Annotated in this window: 24 protein-coding genes; 15 read left to right on the top strand and 9 right to left on the bottom strand. The window is 62.7% G+C overall.

The genetic code is table 11. The annotated features are described in order from the left end of the window. Positions 1-119 precede the first annotated feature (119 nt). On the bottom strand, positions 120-1,100 hold the full coding sequence (locus tag AB1N67_RS19630; RefSeq protein WP_070574884.1) for a tripartite tricarboxylate transporter substrate binding protein: 981 nt from the start codon (positions 1,098-1,100) through the stop codon (positions 120-122). A gap of 31 nt (positions 1,101-1,131) precedes the next feature. Next, positions 1,132-2,421, bottom strand: coding sequence for an OprD family porin (locus tag AB1N67_RS19625; protein WP_043206457.1), 1,290 nt, complete (start codon positions 2,419-2,421; stop codon positions 1,132-1,134). Between the two features lie 201 nt (positions 2,422-2,622). Here AB1N67_RS19625 and AB1N67_RS19620 point away from each other — a divergent pair, with 201 nt between their 5' ends. Both AB1N67_RS19620 and AB1N67_RS19615 read left to right on the top strand, forming a co-directional pair. After that, a complete protein-coding gene (locus AB1N67_RS19620) occupies positions 2,623-3,294 on the top strand; it encodes a response regulator (protein WP_043206458.1) in 672 nt (223 codons plus the stop codon). Continuing rightward, positions 3,287-4,666 (top strand): sensor histidine kinase, encoded by a 1,380-nt coding sequence (locus tag AB1N67_RS19615; RefSeq protein ID WP_043206459.1) that lies wholly within the window; start codon positions 3,287-3,289, stop codon positions 4,664-4,666. Before AB1N67_RS19620 ends, AB1N67_RS19615 begins: the two co-directional genes overlap by 8 nt. A 113-nt stretch (positions 4,667-4,779) precedes the next feature. On the opposite strand, the gene AB1N67_RS19610 is transcribed toward AB1N67_RS19615, so the two are convergent. Beyond that, positions 4,780-5,586 carry an HDOD domain-containing protein gene (locus AB1N67_RS19610; RefSeq protein ID WP_043206460.1) on the bottom strand — a complete coding sequence of 269 codons (807 nt, stop codon included), beginning with the start codon at positions 5,584-5,586 and terminating at the stop codon, positions 4,780-4,782. A 55-nt stretch (positions 5,587-5,641) separates the two neighbouring features. Further along, positions 5,642-6,583 (bottom strand): folate-binding protein YgfZ, encoded by a 942-nt coding sequence (locus AB1N67_RS19605; RefSeq protein ID WP_043206461.1) that lies wholly within the window; start codon positions 6,581-6,583, stop codon positions 5,642-5,644. 133 nt (positions 6,584-6,716) lie between these two features. On the opposite strand from AB1N67_RS19605, the gene AB1N67_RS19600 reads away from it, so the two are divergent. Continuing rightward, positions 6,717-6,971: a succinate dehydrogenase assembly factor 2 gene (locus AB1N67_RS19600; RefSeq protein WP_043206462.1), complete on the top strand. Its 255-nt coding sequence runs from the start codon at positions 6,717-6,719 to the stop codon at positions 6,969-6,971. Further along, on the top strand, positions 6,955-7,413 hold the full coding sequence (locus AB1N67_RS19595) for a protein YgfX (RefSeq protein WP_102081811.1): 459 nt from the start codon (positions 6,955-6,957) through the stop codon (positions 7,411-7,413). Before AB1N67_RS19600 ends, AB1N67_RS19595 begins: the two co-directional genes overlap by 17 nt. A 60-nt stretch (positions 7,414-7,473) precedes the next feature. On the opposite strand, the gene nadB is transcribed toward AB1N67_RS19595, so the two are convergent. Then, complete coding sequence (gene nadB, locus AB1N67_RS19590; protein WP_102081812.1) at positions 7,474-9,078, bottom strand: L-aspartate oxidase; 1,605 nt, start codon at positions 9,076-9,078, stop codon at positions 7,474-7,476. Between the two features lie 435 nt (positions 9,079-9,513). On the opposite strand from nadB, the gene rpoE reads away from it, so the two are divergent. From rpoE to pdxJ, 10 genes are all read left to right on the top strand, one after another. Next, the gene (gene rpoE, locus AB1N67_RS19585; RefSeq protein ID WP_010220971.1) at positions 9,514-10,095 is read left to right on the top strand and encodes an RNA polymerase sigma factor RpoE; all 582 of its coding nucleotides are present in this window, start codon (positions 9,514-9,516) and stop codon (positions 10,093-10,095) included. A 31-nt stretch (positions 10,096-10,126) separates the two neighbouring features. Further along, positions 10,127-10,717: a sigma-E factor negative regulatory protein gene (locus AB1N67_RS19580; RefSeq protein ID WP_043206465.1), complete on the top strand. Its 591-nt coding sequence runs from the start codon at positions 10,127-10,129 to the stop codon at positions 10,715-10,717. Positions 10,718-10,729: 12 nt separating this feature from the next. Then, positions 10,730-11,695: a MucB/RseB C-terminal domain-containing protein gene (locus AB1N67_RS19575; protein ID WP_043206467.1), complete on the top strand. Its 966-nt coding sequence runs from the start codon at positions 10,730-10,732 to the stop codon at positions 11,693-11,695. Positions 11,696-11,864: 169 nt separating this feature from the next. Then, a complete protein-coding gene (locus AB1N67_RS19570) occupies positions 11,865-13,298 on the top strand; it encodes a DegQ family serine endoprotease (RefSeq protein WP_043206468.1) in 1,434 nt (477 codons plus the stop codon). A gap of 238 nt (positions 13,299-13,536) precedes the next feature. Then, positions 13,537-15,336 carry a translation elongation factor 4 gene (lepA, locus tag AB1N67_RS19565; protein ID WP_367863335.1) on the top strand — a complete coding sequence of 600 codons (1,800 nt, stop codon included), beginning with the start codon at positions 13,537-13,539 and terminating at the stop codon, positions 15,334-15,336. Positions 15,337-15,341: 5 nt separating this feature from the next. Then, entirely contained in the window at positions 15,342-16,196 is an 855-nt protein-coding gene (gene lepB / locus AB1N67_RS19560) for a signal peptidase I (RefSeq protein ID WP_043206470.1), read from the top strand. Positions 16,197-16,360: 164 nt separating this feature from the next. After that, positions 16,361-17,050, top strand: a complete 690-nt coding sequence (gene rnc / locus AB1N67_RS19555) for a ribonuclease III (RefSeq protein ID WP_043206471.1) — start codon at positions 16,361-16,363, stop codon at positions 17,048-17,050. Further along, positions 17,043-17,945: a GTPase Era gene (gene era / locus AB1N67_RS19550; RefSeq protein ID WP_043206472.1), complete on the top strand. Its 903-nt coding sequence runs from the start codon at positions 17,043-17,045 to the stop codon at positions 17,943-17,945. Before rnc ends, era begins: the two co-directional genes overlap by 8 nt. 130 nt (positions 17,946-18,075) lie before the next feature. Next, positions 18,076-18,759, top strand: coding sequence for a DNA repair protein RecO (gene recO / locus AB1N67_RS19545; RefSeq protein ID WP_043206473.1), 684 nt, complete (start codon positions 18,076-18,078; stop codon positions 18,757-18,759). Between the two features lie 44 nt (positions 18,760-18,803). Then, a complete protein-coding gene (gene pdxJ, locus AB1N67_RS19540; protein ID WP_043206474.1) occupies positions 18,804-19,544 on the top strand; it encodes a pyridoxine 5'-phosphate synthase in 741 nt (246 codons plus the stop codon). A gap of 43 nt (positions 19,545-19,587) precedes the next feature. Here the strand turns inward: pdxJ and AB1N67_RS19535 are convergent, their stop codons facing one another. Together AB1N67_RS19535 and AB1N67_RS19530 are read right to left on the bottom strand one after the other, a co-directional pair. After that, complete coding sequence (locus AB1N67_RS19535; protein ID WP_102081813.1) at positions 19,588-20,970, bottom strand: heavy metal sensor histidine kinase; 1,383 nt, start codon at positions 20,968-20,970, stop codon at positions 19,588-19,590. Then, positions 20,967-21,641, bottom strand: a complete 675-nt coding sequence (locus AB1N67_RS19530; protein WP_043206476.1) for a heavy metal response regulator transcription factor — start codon at positions 21,639-21,641, stop codon at positions 20,967-20,969. Before AB1N67_RS19530 ends, AB1N67_RS19535 begins: the two co-directional genes overlap by 4 nt. Positions 21,642-21,905: 264 nt before the next feature. On the opposite strand from AB1N67_RS19530, the gene AB1N67_RS19525 reads away from it, so the two are divergent. Further along, positions 21,906-22,109 (top strand): hypothetical protein, encoded by a 204-nt coding sequence (locus AB1N67_RS19525; RefSeq protein WP_043206477.1) that lies wholly within the window; start codon positions 21,906-21,908, stop codon positions 22,107-22,109. A 68-nt stretch (positions 22,110-22,177) separates the two neighbouring features. On the opposite strand, the gene cmoB is transcribed toward AB1N67_RS19525, so the two are convergent. Then, the gene (gene cmoB, locus AB1N67_RS19520) at positions 22,178-23,134 is read right to left on the bottom strand and encodes a tRNA 5-methoxyuridine(34)/uridine 5-oxyacetic acid(34) synthase CmoB (RefSeq protein ID WP_102081814.1); all 957 of its coding nucleotides are present in this window, start codon (positions 23,132-23,134) and stop codon (positions 22,178-22,180) included. Next, positions 23,131-23,874, bottom strand: a complete 744-nt coding sequence (gene cmoA / locus AB1N67_RS19515; RefSeq protein ID WP_070574921.1) for a carboxy-S-adenosyl-L-methionine synthase CmoA — start codon at positions 23,872-23,874, stop codon at positions 23,131-23,133. The genes cmoB and cmoA overlap by 4 nt, the downstream gene beginning before the upstream one ends. Between the last annotated feature and the right edge of the window lie 49 nt (positions 23,875-23,923).

Here is a 23,923-nt window from a genome sequence, read left to right as displayed (position 1 = left end):
CGCCGACCCTTTGGGAGCGGGTTTACCTTCGACCCAGGGCGCAGCCCAGGCCACGCGTCGGCGGTGTCCGTTTCGCGGGTAAACCCGCCCCCTAAAGGGGAGCGGCGTTGCAGCTCGATCTACTGGACCAGGCCGAATTCCCGGGCCAGGGCCTTGTAGTCGGCGACCTGCTTCTTCACGTAGGTGTCCAGCTCCTGCCCGGTCATGGCGAACGGGAATAGCTCACGCTGGTCACGCAGCTTGGCGAAGTCCTCGGAGGCCAGCAGCTTGTCGAAGGAGGCTTTCCACCAGGCGTAGTCCTCGTCGCTGACCTTTGGCCCTAGGTAGAAGCCGCGTACTACTGGCCAGACGATGTCGTAGCCTTGTTCCTTGGCGGTGGGGATGTCTTTCATTTCCGGCTCGTCCAGGCGGGTTTCGGAGAACACCGCGAGGATGCGCATGTCACCGCTCTGGATGTGCGGCATGGAGTCCGAGATGTCGGTGGAGCCCACCTGAATATGCCCGCCGAGCAGCGCTGTGGCGATTTCACCGCCGCCTTCCAGGGCCACGTAGCGAAGGTCGCGAGGATTGATGCCGGCGGCCTTGGCGATCAGGGCGGTCTGCATCCAGTCCTGGCTGCCGACGGTGCCGCCGGAGCCGATGACGACTTTGCTCGGGTCTTTCTTCAAGGCCGCGACCAGATCATCGAGGGTCTTGTAGGGCGAGTCGCTCTTCACGGCGATGGCACCATAGCTGGTGCCGACAGCTGCCAGCCATTTCACGGCGTTCTCGTCGAAGCGCCCGAACTTGCCCTGGGCCAGGTTGAGCAGGGAGCCGCTGGACCAGGCCACCAGAGTGCCGGCATCGGCCGGGCGCTGGGCGACCACGGCGTTGTAGGCCACCGCGCCGACGCCGCCGGGCATGTAGGTCACGCGCATGGGCTTGGAGAGGATCTTCTCGTTGACCAAGGCGCTTTGCACCAGTTTGCAGGTCAGGTCGAAGCCGCCACCGGGCGAGGCGGGGGCGATGCATTCGGGGCGTTTCGGTTCAGCGGCCAGGGCGTTGCCAGCCAGCAGCAGGCAACCGGTAGCCAGGACGAGGCGGCGCATTGAAAAGGTCATCGTCTATCTCCGTGAGCGTTGTTGTTATGGGTTACCACAGAGCCACGCTGTAGCTCACCAGCAGCCTGACTTCGTCGGCGTCGCGGGCGAAGTTGGAGCGGAAGGTGGCGTTGCGCAGGCGAACGGCGACGTCCTTCAACGGGCCGCTTTGTACCACGTACTTGAACTCGGTGTTGCGCTCCCACTCCTTGCCCTCGCCACCGTCGGCGCGGCTGACGTTGTCGCCGCTGATATAGCGGGTCATGAAGGTCAGCCCGGGGATGCCCAGGGCAGCGAAGTTGTAGTCGTAGCGTGCTTGCCAGGAGCGCTCGTCGGCGCCGGCGAAGTCGTTGATCTGGACGAAGTTGACCAGGTACGGGTCGGCGCCATCGACGTAGGGGAAGGCGCTGTCGCCCGACAGGTGCTGGTAGGCGGCGCTGACCTTGTGACCGCCAAGGGCATAGCTGAGCATGCCGTTGACGGTGGTGTTGTCGATGTTGCCGGCCTTGGCCTGACCTGCATCGTCGCTCACTGCCAGGCGCAGGTCGGCACCGAAGGTGCCCGGGCCCCAGGGCTGGGTAGCGACCATGCCGATGAAATGCTGACGGTAGATGTCGTCGAGTTCGGCGAAGTGGTAGCTGCCGGTGATGCGATCGGTGAACTGGTAATCCAGCCCGGCCAGGTCGAAGTTGTCGGCGCTGAAAGTGCCGCCGAAACGGCCATTCTTGTTGTTGAGGGCGAGGTCTTCCCAGTTGGTGTCGTTGCGGTCCTTGGCTTTTTCCAGGCGCCCGCCGGTGAACGTCAGGCCCTTGAGCTCCTTGGAGGTGAGCAGGCCGCCCTCGAAGGTCTGCGGCAGGATGCGCCCGTCGTTGGGCTGCAGGGTCGGCAGTTCTGGGATGAGTGTGCCGACCTTGAGCTCGGTGTTGGAGACCTTGATCTTGCCGGTCAGGCCGAGCTTGGAGTATTCGTCGGCGGCCTTACCGTCATCATGGGTCGGCAGCAGGCCTGTGTCGGTGCGGTCTGGGCTGGAGTCGAGCTTGATGCCGAGCATGCCCAGCGCGTCCAGGCCGAACCCTACGGTGCCGTCGGTGTAGCCGGACTCGAAATTGAGCATGAAGCCCTGGGCCCATTCGTCGCGCTTGGATTGCTGGCTGCTGGTGCCATCGCGAAAGTCACGGTTGAAGTACATGTTGCGGGTTTCGAAGGTGGCCGTGCTGTCTTCGAAAAAAGCGGCCTGGCTCAGCGGGGCGACACCGGCTAGCGCAAGGGCGCTGGCGATGGCGGACGGGCGTGCGGACAGGGAACGGGTAGGCGCGAACGCCTGCGGCTGCATGGACAGCATCGTCGGGAGACTCCGTTTATTGTTCTTATCGGGCGCACCTTGCTGGTGCTTTTTTTCGGCGCGCGGGGCGACCGTGGTGCGATGCTAGGTAATGAACCTTTCGCTAACCTTTCAGAGTGAAAGGTTTGCCGGGAGGGCTTCACAGGCCCCCCGACGGCGGTACACTCCGCGCCAAAGCCCCACCCGAGCAGGGAGAATCCGATGCGAGTGTTGCTGGTCGAAGACCACCTGCAACTGGCCGAAAGCGTGGCCCTGGCCCTTAAAAGCCAAGGTCTGACCGTGGATGTGCTGCACGATGGCGTGGCCGCCGACCTGGCCCTGGCCAGCGAGGACTATGCGGTGGCAGTCCTCGATGTCGGCCTGCCGCGCATGGACGGCTTCGAAGTGCTGGCGCGCCTGCGTGGCCGTGGCAAGACGCTGCCGGTGCTGATGCTCACCGCGCGCAGCGATGTCAAGGATCGGGTACATGGCCTGAACCTGGGCGCCGATGACTACCTGGCCAAACCCTTCGAACTGACCGAACTGGAAGCGCGAGTCAAGGCACTGCTGCGCCGTAGCGTGCTCGGTGGCGAGCGTCAGCAGCGCTGCGGGCCGCTGGTCTACGATTTGGATACCCGCCGCTTCACCCTGGGTGAAGAAGCTCTGACCCTGACCCAGCGCGAACAAAGCGTGCTCGAAGCCCTGATCGCCCGCCCGGGCCGAGTGATGAGCAAGGAGCAACTGGCGGCCCAGGTATTTGGCCTGGACGAAGAGGCCAGCCCCGATGCCATCGAGATCTACATCCATCGGCTACGCAAGAAGCTCGATGGCCATCCAGTGGCTATCGTCACGTTCCGCGGCCTGGGTTATTTGCTCGAGCACCGCGATGCGTGACAACGGCAGCCTGCGTGGGCGTTTGCTGGGCAATTTGGCGCTGCTGTTGGTGGTGCTGATGCTCGCCAGCGGCCTGAGCGCCTACTGGAACGGCCGCGAGGCCGCCGACACCGCTTACGATCGCACGTTGCTGGCTTCGGCACGGACCATTGCCGCAGGCCTGTCGCAGCGCGACGGGACCCTGAGCGCGGATGTGCCCTACGTGGCCCTGGACACCTTTGCCTACGACAGCGCCGGACGTATCTACTACCAAGTGCTGGATATTCATCAGCGGCTGATTTCCGGCTACGAGAACCTCCCGCCTCCGCCGCCGGGCACCCCGCGTACCGACGACTATCCGGCCTTGGCGCGTTTCTACAACGCCACCTACCAGGGCCAGGATGTACGCGTGGTCAGCTTGCTCAAGCCAGTCAGCGAACCGAACATGAACGGCATGGCCGAGATCCGCGTGGCCGAGACCGAGGAGGCACGGGTGCGCATGGCCCGGGGCCTGATGGCCGATACCTTGCTGCGTCTGGGCATGCTGGCGCTGGGGGCGCTCATGATGGTCTGGTTCGCCGTGAGCGCAGCACTGCGGCCGCTGGAGCGGCTGCGTACGGCGGTCGAAGAGCGCCAACCTGATGACTTGCGGTCCTTGCCGGTGGTTCAGGTGCAGCGAGAGCTCGGGCCCTTGGTGCACGCCTTGAACCATTTCACCGAGCGGCTGCGTGGTCAGTTCGAGCGTCAGGCACAATTCATCGCCGACGCCGCCCATGAGTTGCGCACGCCGTTGGCCGCCCTCAAGGCGCGGCTTGAGCTGGGCTTGCGCTCCCAGGAGCCGGAGCAGTGGCGACAAACCCTCGAAGCCGCCACCCAGGGTACTGACCGTCTGACTCACCTGGCCAATCAGTTGTTGTCCCTGGCGCGGGTGGAAAATGGGGCCCGGGCGATTGCCGAAGGGGGTGCCCAGCGTCTGGACCTGTGCCAATTGACGCGTGAGCTCGGCATGGCCATGGCGCCTCTGGCCCATGCCCGGGGCGTGGCCCTGGCGCTGGAAGCCGAGGCGCCGGTATGGCTCAAAGGCGAGCCGACTTTGCTCAATGAGCTGCTCAGCAACCTGGTGGACAATGCCCTGGCCCATACGCCCAAGGGTGGCAACGTGATCCTGCGCGTGATGGCCCCGGCCATGCTGGAAGTGGAGGATGACGGGCCGGGTATTCCCGAGTCTGACCGCGAGCGCGTGTTCGAGCGCTTCTATCGACGCAGCGCCCAGGGCACAGGCCTGGGGCTGGCGATCGTCGGCGAAATCTGCCGCGCGCACCTGGCGCAGATCAGCCTGCATGATGGCGAAAAGGGCGGGTTGCGCGTGCGGGTGAGTTTTATCGCCGATTGAGCGGCTTCCCGGGGCTTGGAGAGCAACTGTCCTGGGTTATCTGCGCTGGCCTATTCTCGGGTAAACCCGCTACCACGGGGTTGGCGGTGATCCTTGTGGAGCGGATGTCTTGCTTAGCGCAGCATGCTGCGGGCATCGAGCAGGTCGGCGACATCCAACTCGGTCCCGTAAGGGAGTCCGAGATGCTGGTAGGCAGGCAAGGCCGCCAGGGGCCGGCTGCGGGTCCGATGGCTGAGGTGACGGGCGATCTGCACGATGTCGATGTAGTCGATGCTCTCGGTGCGTCGATCCAGGTCCTGCACTTGGCTGGGCAGGTTGACCAACTGCTCGGGAAACTCCCAGGCCTTGAGAATTTTGTCGCCCAGCACCGGCTGGATCTGCTCGATCACATAGTGCAGGCACACAGGGTCCGAAAGCAGCTCGTTGTGCTCCTCGGCGTAGATCAGAACTGGCAGGGCGCCGATTTGGTAGACCAAGCCCCCTAGGGTGGCCTGGTCAGGCTTGAGCTGGGTGTAGCGGCGGCAGAGTTCATAGCTGATACCCGCGACTTCAAGGCTGTTGGCCCAAATATCGCGCAGTTTTTGTTCGACGGCCGGTGAGCGGGCGTGGAAGATCTGCTCGATTACCAGGCCGATCGCCAAGTTGCAGCTGTAGTTGATACCCAGGCGAGTGATGGCGGTGTGCAGGTCGGTGACCTCCACTGCCGCACGCAGCAGCGGGCTGTTGACCACCTTGATCAGGCGCGCCGAGAGGGCGGCGTCGCGGCCGATCACCTTGCTCAAGGCGGCGACGCTGATCTCGCTGTCCTCCGCCGCCTCGCGGATGCTCAAGGCAACCTCCGGAAGGGTCGGCAGGACCAGGTCGTCCTTGTCGATGGCTGCGAGCAATTGTGCTTGAACCGTCTCGGCCAGCTTGTTCATCTAACTTCTCTACCGCAGTGGTGGTGCGACCCCGCAGGGCAGCGGGGCAGGCTGGTCAGCGAAGGATTTCCCGGTCGCGGTCCAGTTCATAGGGCAGGTCCAGCAGTGTCAGGCGCGGGCCTTCGAGGCTAGCCAGGTGCAGGTTGTCGTCTGCCACGGCTTCGGCACTGAGCACGGCGAGCAGTTCGCAGCCGTCACCGGTACTGGCGGCGATGACCACTTCGCCCACCGACGAACCGTGGGTGGGCGAGAAGATCTCGGCACCAGGGGCGGGCACGTCCCGCTGGGCCAGGGCCAAGCGGTACTGTCGGCGCTTGAGCTTACCCAGGTACTGCATACGCGCGACGATCTCTTGGCCGGTGTAGCAGCCTTTCTTGAAGCTCACCCCATCGACCGCCTGCAGATTGATCATCTGCGGGATGAACAGTTCACGGGTGGGGCCCATGACCTGGCCGATGCCGGCACGGATCTGGCCCAACAGCCAGTCGTTGAGGCTGCCTTCGGTCAGGTGAGTGGCGAGGGTCTGGCGCACGGTGTCTGCTTGCGCGGCGGGCGCCCAGAGCTCCACACGGCCGGTGCTGACGCCAATGGCGATCAGGCCGTCGTGGCGTACCGTGGCGCCAGCTTCGGTCGGCGTGGCCAAGCCCAGCGCGTTTAGCGCGGCATCGCCTTGCGTCAGGCCGAAGCGGACCCACGCGGCGCTCTCATCGGTCAAGGTAGCCTTGGAGAAGACAGCGTACTTCTTGAGGTCGGCCAGTTGCGCGTCGAGCAGCTCGCTGGCCATGGCCAGCAAGTAACCGTTGCCCTCGGGGAGAATGCGGAAGCTCGACTGCATGCGGCCCTTGACCATGCACCGGGCGCCGAGGCTCGCGTGCTCTTGGCTCAGGTAGTTGATGTTGCAGGTCAGCTGGCCTTGCAGGAACTTGCCGGCATCGGAGCCGCGGACGGCGAGGATGCCCTCGTGGGACAGGGGACAGAAGAAAGCGGAATCGGCCATGGGTCATCGCGGTTGCTTGAGACTGGCGGCCATCATAGAACGCCGGTAACAAAATAGGTAGGTGACTAGACCAACGCCTTGTGCCCCCGCGAGCGCCCCGCTGTATACTGGCGACCCATTCGAGGAGGGCCCCATGGTCGAACAAACTGAACTCAACCGGCTTTTCTGGCACAGCCGCCGCGGCATGCTGGAACTGGACGTACTGCTGGTGCCATTCACCCAGGAGGTCTACCCCACCCTGAGCGAAGCGGACCGCGAGCTGTACCGTCGCCTGCTGACCTGCGAAGACCAGGACATGTTCGGCTGGTTCATGGAGCGCACCGAGTCCGACGACCCTGAGCTGCAACGCATGGTTCGCATCATCCTGGACCGTGTCCAGCCCAAGTGAGCATTTCGAGTGCCGCTGGCAAGGCTCGCGCCTGCTGCTGGCGGCCTACCTGACCTGCCAGGTGCTCGCACTCTGGGCCATGGTCCTGAGCGCGCAGCCCTGGTGGTTGAGCGTTCCCCTCGTCCTTGCTTGCCTTGCCCACGCCTGCTGGGCCATCCCCCGTCGTATCTTGCTGACCCATCCCGAGGCCATCACTGGCCTGCGCCGTGATCGAACCGGCTGGCGGCTGTTCAGCCGTGCCAGAGGATGGCAGCAGGTGAGGTTGTGTCGGGATAGCGTGGCGATGCCAGGTCTGGTTGTGCTGCGCTTTGTCAGATCGGGACGCTGGTTTGGCGAGAGCCAGTGCGTACCGCGCGATGCCCTGGATGCGGATCAGCATCGGCGTTTGCGCGTGAGGTTGAAGTTCAGCCGCAGGCGCTGGGCCGAGGTTTCAGTGCAATAACCCGCTCCCACAGGGCTCGCAGGGTTCTGTGGGAGCGGGTCGAACCGCGAACGCGTCAGTTCAGACCGGACTGAGGATGGTGTCCTTGGCCTCGGGCAGCATTCCCGGATAGTCCAGTGTGTAATGCAGCCCGCGGCTTTCCTTACGCTGCATGGCTGAGCGGATCATCAGCTCGGCGACCTGGGCCAGGTTACGCAGTTCGATCAGGTCGCGGCTGACCTTGTAGTTGCTGTAGAACTCGTCGATCTCGTCGAGCAGCAGGCGCACCCGATGCTCGGCTCGTTGCAGGCGTTTGCTGGTGCGCACGATACCTACGTAGTCCCACATGAAGCGCCGCAGTTCGTCCCAGTTGTGCGCAATGATCACGTCCTCGTCCGAGTCGGTAACCTGGCTTGCGTCCCAGCAGGGTAGGGCGGTCGGAGCCTGCACTTCATCAAGGTGCGCCTCGATGTCGGCGGCAGCGGCACGGCCATAGACGAAGCATTCGAGCAACGAATTGCTGGCCATGCGGTTGGCCCCGTGCAGGCCAGTGAAGCTGGTTTCGCCAATGGCGTACAGGCCGGGGACATCGGTATGGCCGCGATCATCGACCATCACGCCGCCGCAGGTGTAATGGGCGGCCGGGACCACCGGAATCGCCTGGCGGGTGATGTCGATACCGAAGGCCAGGCAGCGTTCATAGACCGTAGGGAAGTGATTCTTGATGAAGTCGGCTGGCTTGTGGCTGATGTCCAGATAGACACAATCAACGCCCAAACGCTTCATTTCGTGGTCGATGGCGCGGGCGACGATATCTCGGGGCGCGAGCTCCTCGCGGGGGTCGAAGCGCGGCATGAAGCGTTCGCCATTGGGCAGGCGCAGCAGGGCGCCTTCGCCGCGCAGGGCCTCTGTGATCAGGAAGCTCTTGGCCTGCGGGTGGTACAGGCAGGTGGGGTGGAACTGGTTGAATTCCAGGTTGGCCACCCGACAGCCGGCGCGCCAGGCCATGGCGATGCCATCTCCGCAGGCACCGTCGGGATTGCTGGTATAGAGGTAGACCTTGGCCGCACCGCCGGTGGCCAGCACGGTGAAGCGCGCACCGAAGGTGTCGACTTCGCCGGTATTGCGGTCCAGTACATAGGCGCCCAGGCAACGTTCGCCTGGCAGGCCCAGACGACGCTCGGTGATCAGGTCGACCGCGACGCGCTGTTCCAGCAGCTCGATGTTCGGCCGTTGGCGTGCTTGGTTCAGCAAAGTGGTGAAAATCGCGGCGCCCGTTGCGTCGGCGGCATGAATGATGCGTCGGTGGCTGTGACCTCCTTCACGGGTCAGATGGAACTCGAAGCCGCCGTCATCGACGCTGTAATGCTCGTCGCGAGTGAAGGGCACCCCTTGTTCGATCAACCACTCGATGGCTTCGCGGCTGTGCTCGACGGTGAAGCGCACGGCATCTTCATGGCAGAGGCCGCCGCCGGCATTGAGCGTGTCCTCGACATGGGACTGGACGGTATCGGTGTTGTCCAGGACCGCGGCTACGCCGCCCTGGGCCCAGAAGGTCGAACCATTGGCCAGGTCGCCCTTGCTCAGCACGGCGATGCGCAAGCGGCTGGGAAGGTTCAGTGCCAGGCTGAGGCCAGCGGCGCCGCTGCCGATCACCAGGACATCGTGTTGGAATTGTTGGCTCATGTCTTGACACTAGTAATCTTGGGAAGGGGAGCGGCACAATAGTCATGCGCAGATGGCATTGTGAAACTATCGTTAAGCCTGTCCGGCTGCCTTTATAGCAGTCACAGGTGTCTGATTTCCAATGGCATCTGCACCGGCGTCGCGATCTTTATGGGAACTTTCCGATACCGGTGGAAATCCTAAGAAGGCTGCCCGCACGCCACCAAATGCCACGGCGACGCATGGCGGTAGCTCTTTCGGGGCTGACACCTGCGTATTCGAAATCAGATTATCGACGCAGCCGGCCGTGACCGCGCTGCGTCTTTCGTGCGAGCCGACCAAGGGCCGCAGGAAACTTGCTTGGAGGGGAGAACTTTTGCGCAAAGGCCGAGTCTATGGTTGCAAGCCTGAACGATGGCTGTTGCAACGCTCCTTCGAGACCACTGAGGAGTGTTCATGCTAACCCAGGAAGAGGATCAGCAGCTTGTCGAGCGCGTGCAGCGCGGCGACAGGCGAGCGTTCGATCTGTTGGTGCTGAAGTATCAGCACAAGATTCTCGGGTTGATCGTGCGGTTCGTACACGACACCCACGAGGCCCAGGATGTGGCGCAGGAGGCTTTCATCAAGGCCTACCGGGCGCTAGGAAATTTTCGCGGTGACAGCGCTTTCTATACCTGGCTGTACCGCATCGCCATTAACACGGCGAAGAACTACCTGGTGTCCCGCGGAAGACGGCCACCAGACAGTGATGTGAGCTCCGAGGATGCGGAGTTTTACGACGGCGATCATGGCCTCAAGGATCTCGAGTCTCCAGAGCGCGCGTTGTTGAGGGATGAAATCGAAGGCACCGTCCATCGCACCATCCAGCAACTGCCCGAGGACCTGCGCACGGCATTGACCCTACGTGAGTTCGACGGACTGAGTTACGAAGACATTGCCAGTGTCATGCAATGTCCGGTAGGTACCGTGCGCTCTCGAATTTTCCGCGCTCGGGAGGCCATTGATAAAGCCCTGCAGCCTTTGTTGCAGGAAACCTGAGACAGCGGCGACAGCCAAGAGAGGAACCGCCATGAGTCGTGAAGCTTTGCAGGAATCGCTGTCCGCGGTGATGGATAACGAAGCGGACGAACTTGAACTGCGTCGCGTGTTGAACGCGGTCGACGATCCTGAAACCCGTGCCACCTGGTCCCGCTACCAAGTGGCGCGCGCAGCGATGCACAACGAGCTGGTACTGCCCAAGCTCGATATCGCCTCGGCGGTATCCGCAGCGCTGGCCGACGAAGCCGTGCCTGCCAAGGTCAAGCAAGGCCCATGGCGCACCATTGGTCGCCTGGCTGTAGCCGCCTCGGTGACCGTTGCCGTGCTGGCTGGCGTGCGCCTGTACAACCAGGACGAAATCACCGGTGCCGAGCTCGCTGCCCAGCAGCCTGTCCAGCAAGGGCTGAGCGTGCCACAAGCACAGGGCCCCGCCGTTTTGGCAGGCTATAGTGAGAGCAGTGAGCAACCGACCGGGCCGATGGCCAACGGCGTGCTGCAGAACCAGGCCGGCTGGGATCAGCGTCTGCCAGGGTATCTGCGCCAGCATGCCCAGGAATCTGCGCTCAAGGGTACTGAGACCGCTCTGCCCTATGCACGCGCCGCCAGCCTGGAAAACCGTTAAGTAAGGAGGATCATGCGCGCGCTACCTCTCCTGACGCTTCTGCTTGGCAGTTGCATGATGGTGCCGGCCTTGGCGGCCAACTCCTCGCCCGAGGCGAGCGAGTGGCTGAACAAGCTGGCACAGGCCGAGCGAGAACAGAGTTACCAGGGTTCCTTCGTCTACGAACGTAATGGCAGCTTCTCCTCACACGATATCTGGCACCGCGTCCAGGACGGCAAGGTCAGCGAGCGTTTGTTGCAGCTCGATGGGGCGACCCAGGAAATCGTGCGGGTCGATGGCAAGGTCCAGTGCGTCAGCGGCTCCCTGGTTAGCCGCGTAGGAACCCCGCCGGACTCCGCGCCCCGTGTGCTCGATCCTCTGAAACTGATGAGCTGGTACGACCTGAGCGTCGCAGGCAAGTCCCGGGTTGCCGGGCGCGATGCCGTGATCGTGACGCTCACGCCGCGAGACCAGCATCGCTACGCTTTCGAACTGCATTTGGATCGCCGCACTGGACTGCCCTTGCGCTCGTTGATGATCAACGACAAGGGCCAGCTGCTCGAGCGCTTCCAGATGACCCGCCTGGATACCGACGATCTACCCAGCGATGACGACCTGCGCGCCAGTTCTTCGTGCAAGCCGGTCGAGCACGTCGCAGCCGCGCATTCCGACGCTGCCTCTGCCTGGCGTTCGGACTGGTTGCCGCCGGGCTTCGAATTGATCAACAGCTCCGTGCGCCGGGACCCGGTGCGTGACAGCATGGTCAGCAGCCTCATGTATGACGATGGCTTGGCACGCTTCTCGGTGTTCCTGGAGCCGGTGAGCGATGATGCCGGACCGGATACCCGTGCGCAGTTAGGGCCTACCGTCGCCGTGTCGCGTCGTCTCAACACGCCCAAGGGCAAGGTCATGGTCACTGTGGTTGGCGAGATTCCCTTGGGAACCGCCGAGCGTGTCGCCCTGTCCATGCGGGCCCAGGATGCCCAGGCGCGTCAGTGATAGCGCGCCTTCCTACATCTCGTAGGGCATGCTTCTGACATGAAATTAAAGCATTGTCATTTGCAATCCCTTCGTAAATTTTCTATAGGTCAGGCTTCTCGGGGTCTGGCCTTTCTTGCTTGTGCAAAGGCCTCACTTTGTTAACTACGCTCGTTGTGACGGGAGCCGTATGTCAATACCACGCTTGAAATCCTACCTATCGATGTTCGCCGCCGTGCTGATGCTTGGCCAGGTGCTCACCGCCCAGGCCGAGGAAGCCCTGCCGGACTTCACCACCCTGGTCGAGCAGGCCTCGCCTGCTGTGGTGAACATCAGTACCAAGCAGAAGCTGCCGGACCGCCGTGTCGCCGCCGGGCAGATGCCGGACCTGGAAGGCCTGCCGCCGATGTTCCGCGAGTTCTTCGAGCGCAACATGCCGCAAGTGCCGCGCTCGCCCCGTGGTGACCGTCAACGAGAAGCCCAGTCGCTCGGTTCGGGCTTCATCATCTCCAGCGATGGCTATGTGCTGACCAACAACCATGTGGTCGCCGATGCCGATGAGATCATCGTGCGTCTGTCCGACCGCAGCGAGCTGCAGGCCAAGCTGGTCGGTACCGATCCGCGCACAGACGTGGCCTTGCTCAAGGTCGAAGGCAAGAACCTGCCGACCGTCAAGCTCGGCGACTCCGAAAAGCTCAAGGTCGGTGAGTGGGTGCTGGCGATCGGCTCGCCGTTCGGCTTCGACCATTCGGTGACCAAGGGCATCGTGAGCGCCAAGGGGCGGACCCTGCCCAACGACACTTATGTCCCGTTCATCCAGACCGACGTGGCGATCAACCCGGGTAACTCCGGTGGCCCGCTATTCAACATGAATGGCGAGGTGGTGGGCATCAACTCGCAGATTTTCACCCGTTCCGGTGGCTTCATGGGGCTGTCGTTCGCTATCCCGATCGATGTGGCGCTGGATGTTTCCAATCAGCTGAAGAAGGACGGCAAGGTCAGTCGTGGCTGGCTTGGCGTGGTGATCCAGGAGGTCAACAAGGACCTGGCTGAATCCTTCGGTCTGGACAAGCCAGCCGGTGCCTTGGTCGCCCAAGTGCTAGAGGACGGTCCGGCAGCCAAGGGTGGCTTGCAGGTAGGGGACGTGATTCTGAGCATGAATGGCCAGCCGATCATCATGTCGGCCGACCTGCCGCACTTGGTCGGCAGCCTCAAGGACGGCGCCAAGGCTCGTTTGGAGATCATCCGCAACGGCAAGCGCCAGAATCTGGATATCACCATCGGCGCGCTGCCCGAGGACGATGCGGACATCGGTACCGGCGCTGGAGCCGGCGCAGAACGCAACAGCAACCGTCTGGGCGTTTCCGTGGCCGACCTGACCGCCGAGCAGAAAAAGTCCCTGGAACTCAAGGGCGGCGTGGTCATCAAGGAGGTCCAGGATGGTCCGGCGGCGTTGATTGGCCTGCGTCCTGGCGATGTCATCAGTCACCTGAACAACCAGGCGATCGCTTCGGCCAAGCAGTTCACCGAAATTGCCAAGGATCTGCCGAAGAATCGTTCGGTGTCGATGCGCGTGCTGCGTCAGGGCCGAGCCAGCTTCATTACCTTCAAGTTGGCGGAATAATCTGCGCACTGCATAGGAAAGGGCAGCTTCGGCTGCCCTTTTTCATGAAATATTCCGTTGTCGCCCCTCATCCAAGGGCTGCGGGTAGCTCGGGCGCGCGCAATTCGGGGCTCCTACAGGGCAGCGCTCGTTACCATGTCGCTTGATCTGGAATCTCCCATATCCCTGCCGCTTAAGGTACAATTCCCGGCTATTTTTCGGCGGGCGTCCGGCTCGCAGCCTTTTCGAGTGTTGACCCGTGAGTGATTTGAGTCATATCCGCAATTTCTCCATCATCGCCCACATCGACCATGGCAAGTCGACGCTGGCCGACCGTTTCATCCAGATGTGCGGTGGCCTGTCGGCACGCGAAATGGAAGCCCAGGTCCTCGATTCCATGGATCTGGAGCGTGAGCGCGGGATCACCATCAAGGCCCACAGCGTCACGCTGAGCTATAAGGCCCAGGACGGCAAGGTCTACCAGCTGAACTTCATCGATACTCCCGGCCACGTCGACTTCACCTATGAAGTCAGCCGTTCCCTGGCCGCGTGCGAAGGCGCGCTGCTGGTCGTGGACGCCGGTCAGGGTGTCGAGGCCCAGTCCGTGGCCAACTGCTACACCGCTATCGAGCAGGGCCTGGAGGTCATGCCGGTGCTTAACAAGATGGACCTGCCCCAGGCCGACCCAGACCGCGTCAAGGACGAGATCGAGAAGATCATCGGCATCGACGCCACCGATGCCGTGGCATGCAGCGCCAAGAGCGGCATGGGCGTCGATGAGGTCCTCGAGCGTCTGGTGCAGACCATTCCCGCCCCGGAAGGCGAAATCGATGCTCCTCTGCAGGCACTGATCATCGATTCCTGGTTCGACAATTACTTGGGCGTCGTCTCCCTGGTCCGCGTGCGTCATGGCCGGGTCAAGAAAGGGGACAAGATCTTGGTCAAGTCCACCGGCAAGGTGCATCTGGTGGACAGCGTCGGTGTCTTCACCCCGAAACACACGCAGACCGCCCACCTCAAGGCGGGCGAGGTGGGCTTCATCATCGCCAGCATCAAAGACATTCACGGGGCACCGGTCGGTGACACCCTGACCCTGTCCTCGACCCCAGAGGTCGAAGTGCTGCCAGGCTTCAAAAAGATCCAGCCGCAGGTTTATGCCGGCCTGTTCCCGGTCAGCTCCGACGATTTTGAAGATTTCCGCGACGCACTGTCGAAGCTGACCTTGAACGACTCCTCGCTGCAATACCTGCCGGAAAGCTCCGACGCACTGGGCTTCGGCTTCCGTTGCGGCTTCCTCGGCATGTTGCACATGGAGATCATTCAGGAGCGCCTGGAGCGCGAATACGACCTGGACCTGATCACCACCGCGCCGAGCGTGATCTACGAGCTGGTGCTCAAGACCGGTGAGACCATCTACGTCGACAACCCATCCAAGCTACCGGATGTTTCTGCGGTCCAGGACTTCCGTGAGCCAATCGTCACCGCCACCATCCTCGTGCCTCAGGAGCACCTGGGTAACGTCATCACCCTGTGCATCGAGAAGCGTGGCGTGCAGCGCGACATGCAGTTCCTCGGCAGCCAGGTACAGGTGCGCTACGACCTGCCGATGAACGAAGTGGTGCTGGACTTCTTCGATAAACTCAAGTCCACCAGCCGCGGTTACGCTTCGCTGGACTATCATTTCGATCGCTACCAGTCGGCCAACCTGGTCAAGCTGGACGTGCTGATCAACGGCGACAAGGTAGACGCCCTGGCGCTGATCGTTCACCGCGACAATGCCCACTACAAGGGCCGTGCGCTGACTGAGAAGATGAAGGAGCTGATCCCTCGGCAGATGTTCGATGTGGCGATCCAGGCAGCCATCGGTGGCCAGATCGTCGCCCGTACGACCGTCAAGGCGCTCAGAAAGAACGTACTGGCTAAGTGCTACGGCGGTGACGTCAGCCGTAAGAAGAAGCTGCTGGAGAAGCAGAAGGCCGGTAAGAAACGCATGAAGCAGGTCGGCAACGTGGAGATCCCGCAGGAAGCCTTCCTCGCCGTGCTCAGGTTGGATAGCTAGGTCCTATGTCGCTAAATTTCCCGCTGTTGCTAGTCATCGCCGTAGCTGTCTGCGGCCTGTTGGGCTTGATCGACCTGCTGTTCCTGGCTCCGCGCCGGCGAGCGGCGGTCGCCAACTACCAGGGCAGCGTCAGCCAGCCCGAGATGGCAGTGCTCGAGCGCCTGAACAAGGAGCCGTTGCTCGTCGAGTACGGCAAGTCGTTCTTCCCGGTGCTGTTCATCGTGCTGGTGTTGCGTTCGTTCCTGGTCGAGCCGTTCCAGATCCCATCGGGATCGATGAAACCGACTCTGGAAGTGGGCGATTTCATCTTGGTGAACAAGTTCTCCTACGGTATTCGCCTGCCGGTGATCGACAAGAAAGTCATCGAGGTGGGAGACCCGCAGCGCGGCGACGTGATGGTGTTCCGCTACCCGAGCGACCCGAATGTCAACTACATCAAGCGTGTGGTCGGGCTGCCGGGCGATCAGGTGCGCTACACCAGCGACAAGCGTCTGTACGTCAATGGCCAGCCGGTCGCCGAGCAATTGGTCGGTACCGAGCCAGGCACCCTGGGCAGTGCCCAGCTGTACAAGGAAAAACTCGGCGAGGCCGAGCACCTGATCCGCAAGGAAATGAGCCGCTACCGCATGCCGCCGGACCAGCAATGGACCGTTCCGGCTGGCCATTACTTCATGATGGGTGACAACCGCGACAACTCCAACGACAGCCGCTACTGGGACGATCCGAACATTCCCAAGGAACTGCACGGCATGGTTCCGGATCGCAACATTGTCGGCAAGGCCTTCGCGGTCTGGATGAGCTGGCCGGAGCCCAAGCTCAGCCACTTCCCCAACCTGTCGCGGGTAGGCCTGATCCATTGATACCCAACGGCGCTGTCTGACAGACAGCGCCGAATGCATTTCTGACATAGGCTGTGTTCTCAGGGATCGAGAGATTCCGCCGCCCACAAGGTGGTGGGCCACAGCCAAACAGTCTTTCAGGATGTTGATTTGAACAACGCGTTGAACAATCCACGGGTGGCCCCATGAGTGCTTCCCTCGCGCGCCTGGAGCGCAAGCTCGGCTATACCTTCAAGAACCAGGACCAGATGCTCCTGGCCCTGACTCATCGCAGCTATGCCGGGCGCAACAACGAGCGCCTGGAGTTTCTGGGCGATGCCATCCTCAACTTCGTGGCCGGCGAAGCGCTGTTCGAGCGTTTTCCGCAGGCCCGCGAAGGCCAGCTCTCGCGCCTGCGCGCCCGTCTGGTCAAAGGTGAGACCCTGGCCCGTCTGGCCCGGGGCTTCGATCTGGGCGAATACCTGCGCTTGGGCTCGGGTGAGCTCAAGAGCGGTGGTTTCCGGCGGGAGTCGATCCTGGCCGATGCCCTCGAAGCGCTGATCGGGGCGATCTACCTGGACGCCGACATGGAGACCGCACGCGAACGCATCCTGGCCTGGCTGGCCGGTGAGTTCGATGGGTTGACTCTGGTCGACACCAACAAAGACCCCAAGACTCGTCTGCAGGAGTTCCTGCAGTCGCGTGCCTGCGAACTGCCACGCTATGAAGTGGTGGACATCCAGGGCGAACCGCACTGCCGTACCTTCTTCGTCGAATGCGAGGTGGTGCTGCTGAACAACAAGAGCCGTGGCCAGGGCGTGAGCCGGCGTATCGCCGAGCAGGTCGCCGCCGCTGCTGCATTGATCGCCCTTGGCGTGGAGAATGGCAATGACTGAGAACACTTCGACCCGTTGCGGCTATGTCGCGATCGTCGGTCGCCCCAACGTGGGCAAGTCCACGCTGCTCAACCACATCCTCGGCCAGAAGCTGGCGATCACCTCGCGCAAGCCGCAGACCACCCGGCACAACATGCTCGGTATCAAGACCGAGGGCGACGTGCAGGCGATCTACGTCGATACGCCCGGTATGCACAAGGCCAACGACAAGGCCTTGAACCGCTACATGAACCGCAACGCATCGGCTGCCTTGAAGGATGTCGACGTAGTCATCTTCGTGGTCGACCGGACCCGCTGGACCGACGAGGACCAACTGGTGCTCGAGCGTGTGCAGTACGTGAGTGGCCCGGTGATCCTGGCGGTCAACAAGACCGACCGCATGGATGAGAAAGCCGAGCTGATCCCGCACTTGCAGTGGCTGCAGCAGCAGTTGCCCAATGCCGAGATCGTGCCGATTTCCGCCCAGCAAGGCCACAACCTCGAAGCCTTGGAAGCGTTGATCGCCAAGCATCTGCCCGAGAACGAGCATTTCTTCCCGGAAGATCAGATCACCGACCGCAGTAGCCGCTTCCTGGCTGCGGAACTGGTGCGCGAAAAGATCATGCGCCAGCTCGGTGCTGAGCTTCCGTACCAGATCACCGTGGAGATCGAGGAATTCAAGCAGCAGGGCCATGTGCTGCATATCCATGCGTTGATCCTGGTCGAGCGTGACGGTCAGAAGAAGATCATCATTGGTGACAAGGGCGAGCGCATCAAGCGCATCGGCTCGGACGCGCGCAAGGATATGGAAGTGCTGTTCGACGCCAAGGTCATGCTCAACCTGTGGGTCAAGGTCAAAGGCGGCTGGTCCGACGATGAGCGCGCCCTGCGCTCGCTGGGCTACGGCGACCTGTAACCGCTCGAGCCAACAGACAGCTGGCTCGTACCCTGTGGGAGCGGGTTCACCTTCGAGTGACAGTGGTTTCACTGATGCGTTCGAAGGTGGCCCCGCTCCCACAGGCACATTCAAACCCCAGAGATCGCTGATGGAACAACCCGCCGGCCAGCCGGCCTACGTGCTTCACAGCCGTGCCTACAAGGAAACCAGCGCGCTGGTGGATTTCCTCACGCCCCAAGGCCGTGTACGTGCGGTGCTGCGCCGTGCCCGGGGCAAGGGGGGCAGCCTGGTCCGGCCGTTCGTGGAGCTGGAGGTGGAGTTGCGTGGGCGAGGGGAGCTGAAGAACGTCGGTCGCCTGGACAGTGTCGGCATCGGCGGCTGGTTGCATGGCGATGCCTTGTTCAGCGGGCTGTACCTCAATGAACTGTTGATGCGCCTGCTGCCTGCGGAGGCGCCGCATCCTGCGTTGTTCGAGCACTACACCTTGACGCTGCAGGCCCTGGCCGCCGGTCGGCCCCTGGAGCCGCTGTTGCGTGCCTTCGAGTGGCGCCTGTTGGATGAGTTAGGTTATGCCTTTGCCCTGACCCACGATATCAACGACGACCCCATCGACACCCAAGGACTGTATCGCCTGCAGGTCGATGCGGGCCTGGAGCGGGTTTACCTGGCGCAGCCTGGGTTGTTCACCGGGGCAGAGCTGCTGGCACTGGCCGAGGCCGATTGGCAAGCCCCGGGTGCGTTGCTCGCTGCCAAGCGCCTGATGCGCCAGGCCTTGGCGGTACACCTGGGGCCGAAGCCGCTGGTGAGCCGGGAACTGTTTCGCAAGCGTTGAGCACATCGTATGCTGTGGGGCTCAACTTTCAGGAGAGCCCTTTCGTGACTCACAGCAACCGCATGCTTCTTGGCGTCAACATCGACCACGTGGCGACCCTTCGCCAGGCCCGGGGCACCCGTTACCCAGATCCGGTCAAGGCCGCGCTGGATGCCGAGGAAGCGGGCGCCGATGGTATCACCGTGCACCTGCGCGAAGACCGCCGGCATATCCAGGAGCGCGACGTGCTGCTGCTCAAGGACGTGCTGCAGACCCGCATGAACTTCGAAATGGGCATCACCGAAGAAATGATGGCCTTCGCCGAGAAGATCCGTCCGGCGCATATCTGCCTGGTGCCTGAAACCCGCCAGGAACTGACGACCGAGGGTGGCCTGGACGTCGCCGGCCAGGAGGCTCGGATCAAGGCTGCGGTGGAGCGTCTGTCGCGCACAGGGGCTGAAGTTTCGCTGTTCATCGATCCGGACGCGCGTCAGATCGAAGCTTCGCGCCGTGTCGGTGCACCGGCGATCGAACTGCACACCGGCCGCTATGCCGATGCCGAAACCCCGACCGAGGTGGCCGAAGAGCTGCAGCGGATCATTGACGGCGTGGCCGTGGGGGTAGGGCAGGGGCTGATCGTCAATGCCGGCCATGGCCTTCACTACCACAACGTCGAGGCGGTGGCGGCGATCAAGGGCATCAATGAACTGAACATCGGCCATGCGCTGGTGGCCCATGCGCTGTTCGTCGGTTTCAAGGCGGCTGTGGCCGAGATGAAGGCGCTGATCGTAGCGGCTTCTCGCTAATTGCCGTTCGGCTGTACTGGCCCCTTCGCCGGTACAGCCCCCGTCATTGCGCTCGGAATACCAAGGTGAAGCGGGTAGGGCCAGCAGGCGTGCTGCTGGCCTCGACTCGTCCGCCATGCAACTGCATGATCGACTTCACGATCGCCAGTCCCAATCCTGTCCCACCCTCCAGCCGCGAGCGTCCGCATCCTGCGCGGTAAAAGCGTTCGAACAGGTGCGGCAGATGACACCCGGCTATGCCTGGCCCCTGGTTGCGCACCCCTAGGTGTATCTCATCGCCCTGACGTTCGATCAGGACCGTCACCACCTGGTTCTCCGGGCTGTGGCGGATGGCATTGCTCAACAGGTTGGACAGTGCCCGCTGGAACATCAAGCGATCGGCCATGGCCGTCCCCCAACCCTGCAGATGCAGTTCGATCCCCTTGAGCTCGGCGCTGACGGCGAACAGCTCGCAGACACGCTCCGCTTCCTGAGCCAGGGCCAGTGGTCCGAACAGTACCTGGGCCTGGGGTTGGCTGACTTGGGCGAGAAACAACATGTCGTTGATGATGCGGTTGAGGCGGGTCAATTCCTCGACACTGTCCTCCAGTGCTTCCCGGTAATAGGTGCCATCGCGGTCCCGGGCCAGGGTGACCTGGGCCTTGCCCATGAGATTACCGATGGGCGTGCGAAGCTCATGGGCCAGATCATCGGAGAATTGCGAGAGCTGGCGTACACCTTGATCCAGGCGATCGAGCATGACATTGATGGCCTTGGCCAGTTCGGCCAGTTCCACCGGCAAGCCTGTGTCGGGAAGGCGATGCCCCAGGTCCTGGGCCGAGACGCGCCCGGCAATCCGGCGAAAGTGACGCAAAGGGCGCAATCCCATTTGCATCAGTTTCCAGGCACTGAGGCCGATCAGTACCAGCAACAAGGGCAGGGCCAACAATGTCGAGTTCAGGTAGGCCTGGAGCAGGGTGTTATCGTCGGCGCGATTGAGCGACATCATCACCCGAACGGTGGTGTCGTCGCGCAGGCGCATCAGGCGGGTGGCGGTGAGGATCTGGGCATCGGCACTGTCGCGCCACTCGTGGAAGCTCAGCCGGTCGCCGACCGGCAGCTCGTTCAGGCGTGCTTCCAGCGCAGGTCCCAGGCTCAGCAGCAAGGGGTGACGACCGTCGAGCGCCAGGATGCTCAGGCTCAGGTTGTCATGGCCCATGATCACATCGAGCAAGGGATGGGCGCGGCGGGCCAGATCCTCGTTGCGTAGATCGACGCGCAGATTGTGTTCGATCTGCAGCATCTTACGGTCCAGGTCTTTGCGGGCGCGGCTGTCCAGTTCGTGTTGCAGAGCGAACACGGCCAGGCAAGCCAGCAATAGCACCAGCGTGGCGCCCATCAGGGTCACCGACAACCCCAGGCGCAAGGACAGGCTGGCAGGTTTCATGGCCTGGCCTCGAGCACGTAGCCCACGCCGCGCAGAGTGTGGATCAGTTTGTCGTCGAACGGGTCGTCGATCTTGGCCCGCAGGCGACGGATCGACACCTCCACCACGTTGGTGTCGCAGTCGAAATTCATGTCCCAGACCAGCGAGATGATCTGCGTGCGCGACAACACTTCGCCGCTCTGGCGCATCAATAGGTGCAGCAGAGCGAACTCCTTGGCGGTCAGGTCGATGCGCCGCCCTGCGCGGTAGGCGCGGTGGCGGCCAGGGTCCAGTTCCAGGTCAGCGACGCGCAGGGTGCTCGGTTGCAGATGCTGGTCGTTGCGCCGCAGAAGGCTGCGGATTCGAGCCAGCAATTCCGGGAATTCGAAGGGTTTGAGCAGATAATCGTCGGCGCCCAGGTCCAGGCCTTTGACCCGGTCATCCAGGCGGCCATGGGCCGTAAGCATCATGATCCGCGTGGCCGATTCGCTGCGCAGGCGTTGCAGTACGCTCCAGCCGTCCAGGCCGGGCAGGTTGACGTCGAGAATCACCAGGTCATAGGGCTGCTGGCGGGCCAAATGCAGCCCGTCGATACCGGTATGGGCGCAGTCGACCACGTAGCCGTTCTCGCGCAGACCCTGTTGCAGGTAATCAGCGGTACGCAGTTCGTCTTCGATGATCAGTAGGCGCATGGGAAGCTCGGTGTAATGAAAGGTGGCGATTCTCGACCCTGTAGCGAGATCAGGGTCAAGGTTGCCGATGTTACGGGATGCAACCGAGCGGAAAGCTTGAATAACGGATTTGTAATGGGCCGGACATGTGGCTGAAAGGCGTTGCGCAAGTCTGTGCCGAAACGCCGCTCAAGTCTTGCAACACTGTAATGTCCGCCTCACCTTGGCGTTAGCTGCGCCTCGCTACGATGGCCTCGAACGACTGGTTATCACGAGGCAAACACGATGAACCTGACCCAATACTTGTTGTTGGCTGTACTCGCCCTGGGCAGTTCTGGGGCAATGGCCGAAGGCGGCGCCGAGCGTTCCAGGCAGTTCTGGGAGGCGTTCCGGCAAGACCAGCAGCGCCTGCATGGCGACAAAGAGCAAGCCGTGGTGGCGCGTGAGCGCAAGGCGAACGAGAAGGCCCGTGAATTGGCCAAGGATTGACGTGTAGCCGCCTTCGCAGTCGCTCCTCTGACGAAGGCGAGTCTGGCGCCCCTACGGGGGCGCCTTTTTTATTTGCGTGCCAGCAAGGTGGCGCGACGTGGGGCCGGGAGGCCCTCGATGGTGCGGCTGTGATCGTTCGGGTCGAGGAAGTCGGCGAGCGACTGATAGCGCATCCAGTCGGTACTGCGCTGCTCGTCCACGCTGGTGACGCTGACATCGACACAGCGCACGTCGCTGAACCCGGCACGGCGCAGCCAGCGCTCCAGGGCCGGCACCGACGGCAGGAACCAAACGTTGCGCATCTGCGCGTAGCGGTCCTCGGGCACCAGCACCTGGTGTTCGTCGCCCTCGACGACCAGGGTTTCCAGCACCAGCTCGCCACCTTTGATCAGGCAGTCCTTGAGCGCCAGCAGGTGCTCGATGGGCGAGCGTCGGTGATAGAACACGCCCATGGAGAACACGGTGTCGAAGCCTTCTAGGTTCGCTGGCAGCTCTTCCAGAGCGAAGGGCAGGTGCCAGGCGGGAAGCTCCGGCAGGTACTTTTGCACGGCCTGGAACTGGCAGAAGAACAGCCAGTTGGGGTCCACGCCGATCACCATGTCGGCGCCGGCACCTAGCATGCGCCACTGGTAGTAGCCATTGCCGCAGCCGACGTCGAGCACGCGTTTGCCTTTCAGATCCAGATGCGGGCTTACCCGCGACCACTTCCAGTCAGAGCGCCATTCGGTGTCCACGTGGACGCCGAACAGGTCGAACGGCCCCTTGCGCCAGGGCGAGAGCCCCATCAACGCTTGGTGCATCCGGGCTCGGGTGGCATCGTCACAGTCGCTGTCCAGACGCAGGCCGTTTTGCAAGTCGACCTCGCTGGGCAGCAGATCCGGCAGGGCATCCAGCGCGCCGCGCCAACGATCGAGATCGCCATGGCCTTTCTCCAGCTTGGTGTGCAGTTGTGCTTGCAGGCCTTGGGACCACGTGGCAAGGGGCGTGCCCGCCAGGCGGCGGACGAGGGGGGAGAGGTCGATCATGGCAGGGCAATCAGTGAGGCGAAATTGAGGCATTGGAACCAAGGCACGACCTTGGAGAAGCCGGCGGCATGCAGGCGGTCTTTGTGGGTCTGCAGGGTGTCGGGTTTCATCACGTTCTCGATGGCGCTGCGCTTCTGGGCGATTTCCAGTTCGCTGTAGCCATTGGCACGCTTGAAGTCCAGGTGCAACTCGTTGAGCAGGTCCTGCTCCTGGTCATCGGCAAAACGCAGCTTCTCGGAGAGGACGAGCGCGCCGCCGGGCAGCAGCGCCTGGCGGATGCGACCTAGCAGTGCCAGGCGTTGGTCCGGGGCGATGAACTGCAAGGTGAAGTTCATCGCCACCACCGAGGCCGGCTCGAAGGGCAGGGCCAGGATATCGGCCTCCAGCACCTGTACTGGCAGCAGTTCCTGGAACATCGAGTCCTGGGCGGTGAGGTACTGACGGCAGCGCTCGACCATGGCTGCGGAATTGTCCACCGCAATCACCCGGCAGCCGTCGGCACGCACGTGCCGGCGCAGGGACTGGGTCACCGCGCCCAGTGATGCGCCCAGGTCGTACAGCGCAGTGTGCGGCTGGGCGAAGCGGGCGGCGAGCACGCCGAGGTTCTCGACAATGGTCGGGTAACCTGGCACCGAACGCTTGATCATGTCCGGGAACACCCGCACCACGTCCTCGTTGAAGGCAAAGTCGGGCACCTGCTCCAAGGGCTGGGCGAAGAGGCGGTCGGGTTGTTGGCTCACGGAAGTACCAGGTGGGGGTGGTAAAGAGCGTGCATTTTAGCCAACCCTG

The sequence above is a fragment of the Pseudomonas guariconensis genome, assembly GCF_040822035.1.
In the GTDB taxonomy this organism is placed as follows: domain Bacteria; phylum Pseudomonadota; class Gammaproteobacteria; order Pseudomonadales; family Pseudomonadaceae; genus Aquipseudomonas; species Aquipseudomonas guariconensis.
Note: the sequence above shows the minus strand (reverse complement) of the source record. Positions and strands in the feature narration are given on the sequence as shown.

Coding starts and splice junctions, on each gene's coding strand:
- nadB (WP_102081812.1), bottom strand. CDS start 9,078: ATGAGCCAACAATTCCAACACGATGTCCTGGTGATCGGCAGCGGCGCC.
- rpoE (WP_010220971.1), top strand. CDS start 9,514: ATGCTAACCCAGGAAGAGGATCAGCAGCTTGTCGAGCGCGTGCAGCGC.
- AB1N67_RS19575 (WP_043206467.1), top strand. CDS start 10,730: ATGCGCGCGCTACCTCTCCTGACGCTTCTGCTTGGCAGTTGCATGATG.
- AB1N67_RS19610 (WP_043206460.1), bottom strand. CDS start 5,586: ATGAACAAGCTGGCCGAGACGGTTCAAGCACAATTGCTCGCAGCCATC.
- AB1N67_RS19615 (WP_043206459.1), top strand. CDS start 3,287: ATGCGTGACAACGGCAGCCTGCGTGGGCGTTTGCTGGGCAATTTGGCG.
- recO (WP_043206473.1), top strand. CDS start 18,076: ATGGAACAACCCGCCGGCCAGCCGGCCTACGTGCTTCACAGCCGTGCC.
- cmoB (WP_102081814.1), bottom strand. CDS start 23,134: ATGATCGACCTCTCCCCCCTCGTCCGCCGCCTGGCGGGCACGCCCCTT.
- AB1N67_RS19600 (WP_043206462.1), top strand. CDS start 6,717: ATGGTCGAACAAACTGAACTCAACCGGCTTTTCTGGCACAGCCGCCGC.
- AB1N67_RS19570 (WP_043206468.1), top strand. CDS start 11,865: ATGTCAATACCACGCTTGAAATCCTACCTATCGATGTTCGCCGCCGTG.
- AB1N67_RS19525 (WP_043206477.1), top strand. CDS start 21,906: ATGAACCTGACCCAATACTTGTTGTTGGCTGTACTCGCCCTGGGCAGT.
- rnc (WP_043206471.1), top strand. CDS start 16,361: ATGAGTGCTTCCCTCGCGCGCCTGGAGCGCAAGCTCGGCTATACCTTC.
- era (WP_043206472.1), top strand. CDS start 17,043: ATGACTGAGAACACTTCGACCCGTTGCGGCTATGTCGCGATCGTCGGT.
- AB1N67_RS19530 (WP_043206476.1), bottom strand. CDS start 21,641: ATGCGCCTACTGATCATCGAAGACGAACTGCGTACCGCTGATTACCTG.
- lepB (WP_043206470.1), top strand. CDS start 15,342: ATGTCGCTAAATTTCCCGCTGTTGCTAGTCATCGCCGTAGCTGTCTGC.
- AB1N67_RS19605 (WP_043206461.1), bottom strand. CDS start 6,583: ATGGCCGATTCCGCTTTCTTCTGTCCCCTGTCCCACGAGGGCATCCTC.
- AB1N67_RS19630 (WP_070574884.1), bottom strand. CDS start 1,100: ATGACCTTTTCAATGCGCCGCCTCGTCCTGGCTACCGGTTGCCTGCTG.
- AB1N67_RS19625 (WP_043206457.1), bottom strand. CDS start 2,421: ATGCTGTCCATGCAGCCGCAGGCGTTCGCGCCTACCCGTTCCCTGTCC.
- AB1N67_RS19535 (WP_102081813.1), bottom strand. CDS start 20,970: ATGAAACCTGCCAGCCTGTCCTTGCGCCTGGGGTTGTCGGTGACCCTG.
- AB1N67_RS19620 (WP_043206458.1), top strand. CDS start 2,623: ATGCGAGTGTTGCTGGTCGAAGACCACCTGCAACTGGCCGAAAGCGTG.
- AB1N67_RS19580 (WP_043206465.1), top strand. CDS start 10,127: ATGAGTCGTGAAGCTTTGCAGGAATCGCTGTCCGCGGTGATGGATAAC.